Annotated in this window: 8 protein-coding genes; 3 read left to right on the plus strand and 5 right to left on the minus strand. The window is 69.3% G+C overall.

Features of this window, described 5'->3' with window-relative positions:
* The first annotated feature begins 207 nt into the window (after positions 1–207).
* The 3 genes from AKJ08_RS18035 to AKJ08_RS18045 all read left to right on the plus strand — a co-directional run bounded on the left by AKJ08_RS18035 (position 208) and on the right by AKJ08_RS18045 (position 5,965).
* A complete protein-coding gene (locus AKJ08_RS18035) occupies positions 208–4,656 on the plus strand; it encodes an Ig-like domain-containing protein (RefSeq protein WP_050727348.1) in 4,449 nt (1,482 codons plus the stop codon).
* A gap of 209 nt (positions 4,657–4,865) precedes the next feature.
* The gene (locus AKJ08_RS18040; RefSeq protein ID WP_050727349.1) at positions 4,866–5,288 is read left to right on the plus strand and encodes a CBS domain-containing protein; all 423 of its coding nucleotides are present in this window, start codon (positions 4,866–4,868) and stop codon (positions 5,286–5,288) included.
* A complete protein-coding gene (locus AKJ08_RS18045; RefSeq protein ID WP_050727350.1) occupies positions 5,288–5,965 on the plus strand; it encodes a sensor histidine kinase in 678 nt (225 codons plus the stop codon). The genes AKJ08_RS18040 and AKJ08_RS18045 overlap by 1 nt, the downstream gene beginning before the upstream one ends.
* 48 nt (positions 5,966–6,013) lie before the next feature.
* Here the strand turns inward: AKJ08_RS18045 and AKJ08_RS18050 are convergent, their stop codons facing one another.
* The 5 genes from AKJ08_RS18050 to AKJ08_RS18070 are packed head-to-tail and all read right to left on the minus strand — an operon-like array spanning position 6,014 to position 11,956.
* A complete protein-coding gene (locus AKJ08_RS18050) occupies positions 6,014–8,548 on the minus strand; it encodes a TonB family protein (RefSeq protein WP_050727351.1) in 2,535 nt (844 codons plus the stop codon).
* On the minus strand, positions 8,539–9,222 hold the full coding sequence (locus AKJ08_RS18055; protein ID WP_157370815.1) for a hypothetical protein: 684 nt from the start codon (positions 9,220–9,222) through the stop codon (positions 8,539–8,541). The genes AKJ08_RS18050 and AKJ08_RS18055 overlap by 10 nt, the downstream gene beginning before the upstream one ends.
* Before the next feature lie 53 nt (positions 9,223–9,275).
* Positions 9,276–9,995 carry a hypothetical protein gene (locus tag AKJ08_RS18060; RefSeq protein WP_050727353.1) on the minus strand — a complete coding sequence of 240 codons (720 nt, stop codon included), beginning with the start codon at positions 9,993–9,995 and terminating at the stop codon, positions 9,276–9,278.
* A gap of 42 nt (positions 9,996–10,037) precedes the next feature.
* Positions 10,038–10,817, minus strand: a complete 780-nt coding sequence (locus AKJ08_RS18065) for a hypothetical protein (protein WP_050727354.1) — start codon at positions 10,815–10,817, stop codon at positions 10,038–10,040.
* Complete coding sequence (locus AKJ08_RS18070) at positions 10,814–11,956, minus strand: pilus assembly protein (protein WP_050727355.1); 1,143 nt, start codon at positions 11,954–11,956, stop codon at positions 10,814–10,816. The genes AKJ08_RS18065 and AKJ08_RS18070 overlap by 4 nt, the downstream gene beginning before the upstream one ends.
* Positions 11,957–11,961 lie beyond the last annotated feature (5 nt).

Raw genomic sequence — 11,961 nt, forward strand, 5'->3', positions numbered from 1 at the left:
GTTTCTTTCGGACACGCATGCTTCGGGATTCGTTCGGGGGTATATGCGCGCTCCGGAATCGGTGCTAGGCTCCTCCGCTACGAGAATTTTTGGGTCGATCTTCGCCGTGCACAGAGAGCACGTCGCCTCGCTATGCAGGGTGGAGATCGAGCGAGTTCAACCGGTTCTTGCAGTAACTGGCGCGGCGACGCCGGAAGTGGGGTTCACATGAAGCGCACGGTCCTCTTCATCGGCCTGCTGATGTTCGTCATGGCGGGCTGCTCGAAGGAAACGACGGACATCAAAAAGCCTGCGCCCGAGGGCGAGGTCGATCCCGTCCGCTCCACGATCGTCGCCGATCCGGAGAGCGGTGTCGTCGCCGACGGCATCGACGAGGTCGTCCTGACGATCTCGGCCAAGGACAGGGCGGGGACGGCGGCCACCAACCGCTCGATCCTCGTCACCTCGTCCCTCGAGCAGGACGTCGTCACCCTATCGTCGGACATCACCGACGCGAACGGAAACGCCAGCGCCCGGATCTCGTCCGTCGTCGCCGGCCGGCGCATCATCACGGTCAAGGTCGGCCAGGTTCCGCTCGGAGACAGCGGGCGCATCATGGTGGACTTCGTTCCCGGGGCCGCCGCGCGACTCGAGTTCGTCGCTCCCCCGGGCGACGGCCAGGCCGGCCGCGCGCTCCGTCCGGCGGTTCGCGTCGAGGTCCAGGACCTCCACGGAAACCGGATCCTGGATGCGAACACCGACGTGACGCTCGCGCTTTCCGATGGATCGCTCTCGCGTACGCGGGCGGCCGAGGCAGGCGTGGCGTCCTTCGATGACGTCGTCATCGACACGCCCAACCGGGCTAGTGAGGGCGGCTACCGCCTCATTGCCACGGCCTCCGGCCTGGAGACGGCGACGAGCGAAGAGTTCAGGATCACCACCGGCGTGCCCTCCCGCCTTAGATTCCAGACCCAGCCTTCGTCGGTCGCCGCCGGGGAGTCGTTGAACTTCAAGGTGGAGGTCCTGGACGGAGCGGGAAACGCTGTTCAGGATTTCTCCGGTCCTACGCCGTCCATCCAGGCTCGGCTCCTCTCCAACCCCACCGCCGCGAAGCTCGATGGCACGGTGTCCGTACTTGCTACGAACGGTGTCGCGACGTTCAGCGCGCTCTCGATCGGTAAGAGCGCCTCCGGATATACGCTCGTCGTCTCCGCGCCGGGCTTCGAGGGCGCCGAGAGCGTTCCCTTCGCCGTGACCGGCTCGGACCCGGTGGGCGGCTCGTCGAGGATGACCGCGGGCAGCGCGCTCGTCGTGGCCGACGGCGTCTCGACCTCGAAGCTCTCGATCCGCGTCGTCGACGGCAAGGGCAACGAACTCCCGAACGCGCCCGTGGTGCTCAGCACCGAGAGCGAGGGCGTCACTTTCGCGCCTGGAAACACCCTCCGGACGGACGCCATCGGCCGCGCCGAGGCTTGGGTCAGCTCCACCGTCGCCGGACTGGCGACGATCAAGGCCGACGTAGGTGGCGGTGCCCTCGAGCTCACCGCGAGCGTGCGCTTCGTCGCGGGCGCGGCGGGCGGAACCTCGACCGTAGTGGCCCTCGACTACGACGACCTGGACCTCCAGACCCACCCCACCGCCGACGGTGTGGAGGAGATTGAGTTCCTGGTGACCGTGATCGACGCCAACCAGAACCCCGTGTTGGGCGAGACCGTCGCGATCAGCGCCACCGGCGGAGCGAACTTCTGGAGCGAGACCTCCTCCGAGTCCAACGCCATGGGGCTCGTGACGTTCAAACTCCGCTCGGACAAGGCCGAGACGAAGACGATCAAGGCGGTGGTCCAGGGCACGACCCTCCCCCCCGTTACCGTGACCTTCAAGCCCGGTGCGCCCGACCGAGGCCAGTCTCAGCTCGCCACCGGCACTCCGCAGACGGGGATCGTCGGCAAACCGCTCGGCACGGCCTTCGGCCTTCGCGTCCGGGACAAGAAGGGCAATCTGGTTCCGGGCGCCGACGTAACCTTTGCGGTCGCCACCGGTGGCGGCCAGCTCATCGTCGGCGAGACAGGTACCCCCGTGCCCGGGCCCGTTACCGTGGCCGCCGGCGATAACGGCATCGCCTCCGTGCTCCTGGTCCTTGGAACCGGTGCCGGCGCCCAGACGGTGTCCGCTACGGCCTGGAGCGGCCAGCAGGGCTCGCCTACACCGGTCACGTTCACGGCAACGGCCAACGCCGACACGCCCACGACGATTCGGTTCGGCCAGGGGCCGGGAGTCCTGACTGAAGGAGTTACAACTACGGGGACGAACGTGGCTTCGGGAACGGCCGCCGTGGCGGCCGCCCAGCGGCTCTCCGTGAAGGTCACCGACCAGCACAACAATCCGGTCAGCGGATTTCAGATCACCTTCGCAGTGGAGAGCGCGCCGGATTCGTTCGCTGCCCTCACCACGACTGCGATTACCACGAATGCCACCGGTGACGCGACCGTCTCCTCGATGACGCTCTCGAGGAAGGTGGGGCAGAATGTCTTCACCGCCGTCCGCACGACGGGTACGCCGGCTCTCAACGGGCCGAGCCGGTACTACGTGAACGTGACTCCGGGAAACCCGGCCAAGATCGTCATCCCGACGGGCACCAACGTTTGTGTCCCGTCCGGCAACAATCAGTCCGGCACCGTGGGGACTGCCCTCACCACTACGGGCGCTCCCCTCAGGCTCCAGGTCCAGGTGACCGATACGAACGACAACCCGATCGAGAACCAGGCGGTGAACTTTACGCCGAACACCGTTGCGGACGGAGGGTCGTTCACCAGCTCGATGACCAACGGGAATGGCTGCGCTTCGACGACCTACACCCTCGCGACCACCGCAGGCGCCAAGAAGGCCAAGGCGGCTGTCACCGGCATAACGTCCACCGCCGTCTTCGACGCCACCGCGGTCGCAGGTCCGGTCACTGACATCGCTTACGATGCCGGGAACAACCAGACCGGAACCGCGGGGGGGCCGAAGCTTTCGAACCCGATCTCCGTGATCCTCAAGGACCAGTATGGAAACCCGGTGGGCGGACAGCCGGTGACCTTCGCCGTCGTCACTGGCGGCGGGAGCCTGGTTTCGACGGGTCTCTCGTCGACCACGGCTGGAGCGAACTTCGGCAAGGCCACGGCGGACTGGACGCTTGGGACCGTGGCGGCGCCGCCAAGCCAAGACAAAAACAACTCCGCCACGGCGACGTTTGGCACGCTCACGCCGCCCGTCACCTTCTACGCCACCGGCAGGGCCGGCGGCGTCGCGACCCTCGAGCCCGTGTCCGGGAACAACCAGGCCGCTATCGTTGGAACGCAGCTCGGCGCGCCCTTGGTAATTCGGGCCGTGGACGCCAATTCCAATCCCGTGCCGGGAGCGACGATCACGTACACGGTTACCGGAAACGGAACGGTCACCCCGAATGTGAATCCGTTCAGGACCGACGACAACGGCCTCGCCAGTGCCACGTTCAGGTTGGGCAGAGTCGCAGGCGGCACCACCAACTCGGTCCGATTCGCCTCTGGGACGCCGTTCGTGGTGTTCAATGCGATCGCGAATCCGGGCACTGCGACCCAGTTCACCATGGTCTCGGGCAACTTCCAGGAGGCGGAAGCCGGTACGGACCTCCCCCTCCCGGTAGTGCTGAAGGTGATGGACGCCGACAACAACGCGATCGAGGGCAGGCTGGTGAGCTTCCGGATCGACGCCGGCGGTGGCACGGCCGGCGCGGCTTCGGTGGCGACCGGCCCTGACGGCACTGCATCGACCGGCTGGACGCTGGGAACCACCGTCGGCTGGGGTCACGTTCTCGTCGCATCCACTACCGGTCTCCCCGAGCGGGCGTTCGTGGCACGGGCCACCCCGCCGGCCGGCATGGACGGCGCGCTCATGGCGGTGGCGGGTGACGGCGAGGTCGCCGGAGCGGGCAGCGAGTTCGGCTCGGCGATGGTCGTTCGTCTCGTCGACGAGAACGGCGACGCCGTCGCCGGCAAGCTCGTCGAGTTCGCCGCCGATGGCCCGGTGACCCTCACCGACGGCCAGGCGATCACCGACGCCGAGGGCCTGGCGTGGGTCTTCGCTTCCGCGGATCAGGCGGCAGCGGACGGTCCGGTGACCGTCACCGCTTCGGTGAAGGACTTCAACGCCCTTCCCACGGAGCTCGCGCTCGAGATCGCCGAGCCGGCCTCGGACTCCTGCACCGCCTACGGCGCTTCGTTCGCCTCGTTCGGCGCGTCCGCGGTGAAGCTCCAGAAGGCGGCCGTTTACTCGGCGGGCACCCTGGGTGCCCACGAGGTCCAGGTGAAGGTTGCTCCTGCGGTCAAGGGCAAGCCCGAGCTCGGCGCGGTGAACGCGGGCGTCGTGATGCGCTGCGGCGCCGGCACCGAGCAGGTCGCAGAGCTCCGTCCGACGGGCCTCTTCGTCGACGGCCAGGAGGCGAAGCCGGGTACCTTCGGCAACCTCTCGGTCCTCCACGTCGCCAACGCGTGGACCCTCGACTGCAACGGTGAGCTGGTCGTCAGCGTGGACGACGCCGTCGGCGGCGCGTTCCACTCGATGGTGGTCCAGCACGCCGCCGATGGCGCCTTCTCCGGCGGCGTCTGTGGCTCGGCCACGGCGGCTCCCGCCAAGGCCAGCCTCTTCTCGGTGCGGTAGGCCGCGCCGAATCGGAATCGCCCGCCGGCGCCCAGTCGCCGGCGGAGTGATTGGAGCCCCCGCAGCGCCCTCTCCGGGCGGCGGGGGCTTTCTCTTGCCGCCTTTCGATGGAACCGTGCCGGGCCGTCGTGTCGCCGGTAGCCTCTCCGGTGCATCCGACGGCCCGTGGCGATATACACTCGGGACCCATTTCCCAGGAGAGCCCGCTGATGAAGGTTCGAGACCTGATGACCCGCGACGTCGTGACCCTCGAGGCAGGAGAGAACCTCCTCCTCGCCGACGACGTGATGCGCCTCGGCCGGATCCGGCACCTCCCCGTGGTCGAGAATGGCAGGCTGGTGGGCCTCATCAGCCACCGGGACATCCTCCAGGCCAGCGTCTCCTCCCTCGCGGGCCTCTCCCGCGCGGAGGACGCCTCGATCAAGAAGTCGATCCCCGCCCGCGAGGTGATGAAGCGCGAAGTGACGACTATCGGCCCGGACGAGCCTGCTCTCGTAGCCTGCTCGATCGTCCTCGACCGCAAGCTCGGATGCCTACCCGTCGTCGACGCCGAAGGCGCCCTGGTCGGAATCGTCACCGAGGCCGACTTCGTCGAGCTCGCCAGGCGCTACCTCGAGCAGCTCCGCGACTGATGTCCGACCGCGGTCATCGAACGGCGGAGCTCGCCTTCCTGGGCGAGCTCATGGCCTCCATCGCCCACGAGCTGCGCAATCCGCTCGGCGTGATCGACTCCTCGGCGCACCTCCTGCGCTCGAGGCTCCAGAGATCACGCGCCGTTGCGGGCTGCGAGGAACACCTCGACCGGATCCAGGGCCAAGTGCGGATCGCCGCGCGCATCATCGACGATCTCCTCGAGCTCGCGAGAAGCAGGCCTCCGAAGCGCGAGGCAGTCGATCTGCCCGCCGTGCTGGAGTCCGCCCGAAGCTCGGTCGCGACGCCGCCGGACCTCGTGGTCGAGGTCCAACTCGAGCCGTCGCTCCACGTCGTACACGGCGATCCCGGTCACCTCCGGCAGATCCTCGTCAACCTCCTCGAGAACGCGGTCGAGGCAGCAGGCGCCGGCGGCAGGGTGCGGCTCACCGCCCTCGTGGAAGGCAGTGAACTTGCGCTCCGGGTGAGCGACAGCGGCAGCGGAATCGATCCCGACCTCGGCCTGTCGATTTTCGATGCCTTCGTGACCGGTAGACCCCAGGGCGTTGGGCTGGGGCTCCCGCTATCCCGCATGCTGGCCGAGCGGAGCGGTGGAAGTCTCGAGCTCGGCGATGGCCCGCTCCCCGGCGCGACCTTCGTGGTCCGGCTGCCCATCTGAAGTGGTGGTCGAGATTCCCGTCTCGGTGAGAGACGAGCTCGGCAGCGCCTACAGCACGGCCCGGAAGCCGACGGTCGGGAGCATGTAGCGGATCTTGCCCTCCGAGCTCTCGTCGACCGCCTCGGGCGAGATCGCCACGTTGATCACGTCGATGTAGAAGTCGAGCATCCACGAGTTGTAGACGGCGCGCTTGTCGATCCGGATGTCGAAGCGGGTGAACGGGTCGGTGCGGCCCGTGAGAGAGCCGTCTCCCGCACGAACCGGGCGCCCGCTCTGGAGCTGCATCCGCCCGCCGAGCTCCCAGTTTCGTGGGAGGCGCAGGCCGGCGACCACGTGGAGCATGTGGGGCCTGTCGAAGTCGAAGGCTTCCCAGCCACGGGACGAGAGGCGCTCGCTCCGCGAGAGCGTGTACGCGATCCAGCCGAAGAGGTTTCCGCGATCCATCTTGCGGAGCATGAGCTCCACGCCGTACGAGCGCCCTTTTCGATTCGTGAGGAGGTTGTCGAGCCCGTTCGTCGGATCGCCCTCGGGTGTCGTCTGGCTCGAGTCGAAGTTCGGCTCGAGGACGATGGGATCCATCCAGTTGAAGTAGGTCGTCACGTCGAAGAGGTAGCCGGTGGCGAGCTCCACTTCGGTGCCGAGGCTGCTCTGGACACTCGCGGGGAGGCCGAGGTCCAAGGCGAGCTCGTCGAGGCCGGGGATCGGGATGAAGAAGCGCGGCGGCTGGTGGTAGTACCCGACGCCGCCCTTCAGCGTCATCGTCGCTTCGTCGGGCCACTCGCCGACGCGCCACCGCCAGAGCAGGCGCGGATCGAACGAGGCCTTCGACGCGGACTTCGTGTCGTAGAGGTCCACCCGTGCGCCGGGGATCACGGAGAGGGAGTCGGTGAGCCGCCAGGGCGTCTCGACCAGGCCGCCGACCGAGGCGATCGACGGGTCGATCCGGTCGAGCGCGCTTCCCTGTTGATCGGGTGAGAGCGTGGGGAGCTCCGTCTGCCGGAAGGCGCCGTCCAGTCCGAACCTCACGGCGAAACCCTCTGCGGCCGCGAATTGCCAGCGGATGCGGGGTTCGGCGCTCAGGGTCCGGATCGAGCCGGCGTTCTTTCCGGCCAGGAGGTCGTCGATCCCGAACGAGATCGCGTAGCTCCCGTAGGTGTCATCGTCGCCCTGGCGGAAGCGGAGGTCGAGGCGGTGGAACTGGGAGCGCAGGTTGGCCTGCTTGACCCCGTCCATCACGTTCCCCGCCTCGTCGTAGGAGCCGAACGCGAAGGCGGTCCACTTGCCCCTGCCGGCGGCGCCGTCCAGGCGCGTCTGGTAGTCCCAGTAGCTCGCGTAGGAGTCTTGGCTGAACGCGCTCAGGAGGAGGCCGGGGTAGCCGTAGCGCCCCGCCACGGTGGCGGTCGTATCGCCGAAGGTCGGCTGGCGGAGCAGGACGGAGGTGTTCGTGAGGTCGAAGCCTGCGTCGACGATGCGCTCGTCCGGCCGCGCCCGCCGCGTGATCCCGTCGACGATGCCGCCGGTGTAGCCGCCGTACTCGACGGGGAAGCTCCCCGGGTAGAAGTCCACGCGGTCGATGAATGACGGGTGGATCACGCCCGGACCCGCCAGGTAGTGGTAGAGCTGCGGAACGCGGACGCCGTCCAGGAGGATCCCGGTGGTGCCGGGGTTCGAGCCGCGCACGATCGGGTAGCTCAGGAGCGAGAACACCTGCCCGACGCCCGGCATCGCGCCGACCACCCGGAAGGGGTCGCCGAAGGTCCCGGGGACCCGGGTGAGCTCGCGGTCGCGCAACGTGGTCCTCGAGACCTCCGCCCGCTCGGCCTTCCCGATCACGATCGTCTCGTAGGGATCGTAGCTGCGGCGCTCCACGAGGTATCGGACCGCGACGCGCTCGCCCTCCGAGAGCCGCTCTCTCACCACGAAGCGGTTGTAGCCGGGCACCGCGACCTCGACCCGGCAGGGCCCCGCTGGCGCACGGAGCGAGAACGTCCCGTCGTTCCCCGATTCCGCCCGGAGGGTGCGGCCCTCCTGTTCCACGATCACCTCGGCGTGGGGAACCGGCTTCCTCGTTCCCTTTTCCAGGATCGAGCCCTCGAGGACGGCGGGGAGCTCCTGGTCCTCCTCTTCGGGCGGAGGCGGCGGCTCGAAGCGCTGGACGAAGGGGATCTCGACCGGGATCGGCGTTCCGCCCCAGCGCGCGGGCTCGAAGCGGAAGCCGGCGGCGGCGTTCAGCACGGCCTGGTCCCAGGGCTCGCCGGCCCCTTCCACGAGGTCGACGTTGAGGACCGTACCCGTCGCGTCGATGCGCAGGAGCACCTGGACCGTGACCGTCTCGGTCGGCGGCGGCGACCCCAGGGGCAAGGGCACGTGGAGCGAGCCGATCGGTACGGGCGGGACGAGCTCGGGCTCACCTGGCGTCAGCCCTGTGCCAGCATCGACCGTCCCGTCCGCGTCGACGGCATCGGCCGGCGGCTCGGACGATGCCGCCACCAAGCCAGCGTCGGGGGCGGCATCGGCGGGCGCGGCGATCCCCGGAGCCAGCAACAACGACAGGGGAAGGAGGACCTTCGCGATCAGCGCCATGCGAACGACCACGCGACGTAGACGGAGCGGTGACGCCAGGTGGACGGGGCCGACACATCCACGAATCCGCGGCCGCCCGGCGGGGGCGGCATCGGGCCTTCGGGCGTCAAGGCCCTCGAGGTCCGATCACTCGACTCATCGGAAGTGCATCTCGTCCACTGCAGATCCGTCTGGACCACCGGCCCCGTGGCGAAGAGGCTCCCGAGCGGGAAGAGCCAGCCGGCCTTGGCCGACGCCGCCAGGCCGGTGCCGGTGCAGTCCCGGTTGACGATCATGCCGCCGTAGCCCAGGCCCGCCGCCACGAAGAGCCCGGACCACGGGTGGAATCCGAGGTCGGCAGTGCCGCTCCAGCGAAGCCCTTCGGCCTCGCCCGAGAGGACCGTGTAGTGGAGGGTCGCGGAGAGAGACCACCAGCGGTCCAGTCGCACCCCGGGCTCGGCCGTGAGGCTCAAGCCGCCGCCGCTCGGGACTCCATTCAATCCCGATAGCGTCTCGCTGCCCACGATGAGCTGGATCCGGAAGCCGGGCTCCGCCCACGCTTCGCCGGGCGACAGGATCTCGTCCGAGACCCGATCGGTCGGCTCCTCGTCCGCGCGGGCGGAATCGGCCAGCATCAGGCCGCACGCCATCGCCGCGGCCACCACGACTGCCTGCCAGGGACCAGCCAGCCTCATCCCACCCGCCACCCGTTGAGTGGTGGGCAGTGTATCACCACTCCGGGCTCCGCCTAGTAGGGCGCTGCTTCGACGCTGGGAGGTGGATCCTCGTCCATGACGCTCGCTCCGCCGCTCCCGAAGGCGTGGAGCTCGAGGCCGATCTCCTTCGCGAGCTCGAGCCGGACGAGGCCGAAGAGGGGGACAGCGTCGGCGAACCACGCGCGGGACGGGAGCTTCGCGTTGGCGTCGAGGAGGGCGAGGCGCGAGACGAAGGAGCCGGCCGGCGTCTGCACCGTGGTGGTCTCCTCGAGCAGGCGGGGCTCGATGGCGCGGCCGGTTGCAGCGGCTGATCCGCCTGCGCCGGGGACGAGCCCGGGAATCTCGCTCGGCGGGAGGTCCCGCACCGGTCCACCCAGGAGCCGCACCTTCGCCTCGAGGAGGCGCCCGGGGGTCGCAGGCTCACTCGAGACGAAGAGCTTGTACGCCTGGGTGGCGCTGCCGGGCCGCTGCGAGATCCAGATCTCCACCCAGGTTCCGCGCGATCCGGCTCTCACGTCTGGTCCGACGATGGTGAACCGGATGTAGGGAGCGATCGGGTATCCGCCGAGGAGGAGGGCGTACTCGGCCCAGGCGCCGGGTTGGCTCCGCGTCACCCGCGCCCAGGGGAGGACGGGCGCGAGGCTCCCGAGCTGGACCGTCCCCGGAGGCTCGCTGGTCTTCGCAGGAGCGGCTGCCGTCCCGAAGAGGAGGACTGCGACCAGGAGCGAAAGCCTTGGCCTTCCCCGTGCCATGTGGACCGCTCCTCGCTGGGTAGAGCGTCATCCTATCCGATTTCACCGGGTGTTTCTCTCGACCCGGACGGTGAGAAAGGTCGGCCCGCCCTTCTCCTGCGTGGCCGTCGCGGTGAGCTGCCACTCGTCCCGATGCATCGAGAGCCCTCGGCTCGTGAGTCGATCGTCGCTCCCGACGTCCGACAGAGGCACGTCGCCGCCGCTCCAGCCCTCGCTCCGCAGGCGCTCGACGAGCTCCCGCTGCAGCTCGCCGGCGCCGACGGGCGTGGCCCAGCTCGACGTCGAGACGGCCTCGTCGCCGAGCCGATCGTCCACGCGGGAGACGAGGATCAGGTGCTCGGGGAGGGGAGGGAGCGGAGGCGGCTCCGACTCGCGGGGCGCGCGTCCCAAGGGCGACCAACCGCGGATCACCTCCGTCTCGCCGTCCTGGCCGCGGCGGGCAGAGATCAGCAGGTGGCGGCTCCGGCGGACGTCGAGGATCGAGAGCGCTCCCCCATCCGGCTGCGCGTTCTCTGCGAGATTCACCGGCTCGGCCTCGAAGTGGCGGCGGTAGTAGGCGAGGACGTCACCAGGCGACGCTTTGGTGCGGAAGATCGACGACGAGACGAGGCGGCCGTCGACGAGGATCTCGCCGCTCAGCGAGACGAGGCTCGCGCCGGGATAGGCCGGGAAGATCCCCGCGTCGCGGTCCTCCGGCACTGCGGCGGCGACGGCGGGAGTTGCACCCTGTGCTGCGAAAACAGCCGCGCTCGCTCCCGCCAGCGCCAGCAAGGCGAACGCGAGACGGCGAAGCGGCGCGGAGCAGGTTCGGGAGGTGTTCATGGATCGCACTCCGCGCTGGGGCCGCCGGCGACGCGGCAGCCCATGTAGTGATTGCGGCGGCCCTCGAGGATTCGGAACGAAGGGTCGCCCCGGTAGCCCGCGCCGAGCTTGTCCGCGTCGATGGGGAGGGTGTCGAAGCACTTCACCGGCGACATCCGGTCGACCTGGGTGGCGCCGCCGTTCTTCCACTTGCCCGACGCCGCGAGCTCGTTTGCGCTGCAGGAGCGGTTGCGGCCCGTGGCGCCGCCTCCGTAGCCCTGGCTCACGAGCTGGGCGCCGGGCCGGATCGGAAACCAGTCGAGGACCTTCCTCGCGCCGCCTGCACGCTGCTGGAGCTCGTCGCCCAGCCCGAGGAGCGCGATGCGATCGACCTGCTTCAGGAAGGCGGAGGGCCTGCCGTCCACGGTCCCCGTCAGGTCGACGTCGCCGCCGTCCGGGAGGTTCCACGTGTCCACTTCTAGCGTCATTATCGACTCCTCGAGGTGAAGGGTCTCGAGGGCCTCGGGGAAGAGGGGGACGCCGAGGAGGCTGCGGGGCATGAGCCGGTTGCGGACGGTGAGCTTCACCGCCACCGAAGCGCCGGCGTGATCGAGGTTCAGCCCGAAGCGCTGGAGCACCGGCCGCTGCGTGCGGCCGAGGAAGCTCGCGACCTGATCGAAGAGGCCGCCCGGCGCACCGTCGGGGCGCTCGAGCGAGCGGGACGCGTCGACCCCCACGGGCTCGAGGGAGAGCGCGTCTTCCGGCAGCGACGCCACGGCGAGGACGCCGCGGGGACGCTCGTCGTGGCTCTGCCCGGCCAGGTTCGCGTAGCGCCGGCGCGTCTCCGAGACCGCGGCCGTCTTGGCTCTCTCGAAGCTCTCCGCGTGTCGGCCGCGCTCGAGGTCCGAGAGCGGATGGGACGTGAGCTCCCACGCGAGAAAGCGCGTCACCTCCTGCTGCTTGATGCGCGCGACCCAAAGCTCGGCGTGGTAGGTGCCCCAGAGGAGCATGGCGAGCAGGATCGGCGCGATCAGCGCCAGCTCGACCACGCTGCTCCCGGCCTCGCCGTCGAGCGTCCCCCAAGAGCGCCAGCGCGACGCGGGAAGTCCGTGGCGGCGTCCGCCGCCCCTCGGCCAGAACTGTTCGATCGAACGAGCCATCACGT

This window comes from Vulgatibacter incomptus, assembly GCF_001263175.1.
Classification (GTDB): Bacteria; Myxococcota; Myxococcia; order Myxococcales; family Vulgatibacteraceae; genus Vulgatibacter; species Vulgatibacter incomptus.

Bases quoted from the DNA above. Each gene is read 5' to 3' on its own strand.
- AKJ08_RS18070 (WP_050727355.1), bottom strand. From the start codon at position 11,956: ATGGCTCGTTCGATCGAACAGTTCTGGCCGAGGGGCGGCGGACGCCGC.
- AKJ08_RS18060 (WP_050727353.1), bottom strand. From the start codon at position 9,995: ATGGCACGGGGAAGGCCAAGGCTTTCGCTCCTGGTCGCAGTCCTCCTC.
- AKJ08_RS18040 (WP_050727349.1), top strand. From the start codon at position 4,866: ATGAAGGTTCGAGACCTGATGACCCGCGACGTCGTGACCCTCGAGGCA.
- AKJ08_RS18055 (WP_157370815.1), bottom strand. From the start codon at position 9,222: ATGAGGCTGGCTGGTCCCTGGCAGGCAGTCGTGGTGGCCGCGGCGATG.
- AKJ08_RS18045 (WP_050727350.1), top strand. From the start codon at position 5,288: ATGTCCGACCGCGGTCATCGAACGGCGGAGCTCGCCTTCCTGGGCGAG.
- AKJ08_RS18050 (WP_050727351.1), bottom strand. From the start codon at position 8,548: ATGGCGCTGATCGCGAAGGTCCTCCTTCCCCTGTCGTTGTTGCTGGCT.
- AKJ08_RS18035 (WP_050727348.1), top strand. From the start codon at position 208: ATGAAGCGCACGGTCCTCTTCATCGGCCTGCTGATGTTCGTCATGGCG.
- AKJ08_RS18065 (WP_050727354.1), bottom strand. From the start codon at position 10,817: ATGAACACCTCCCGAACCTGCTCCGCGCCGCTTCGCCGTCTCGCGTTC.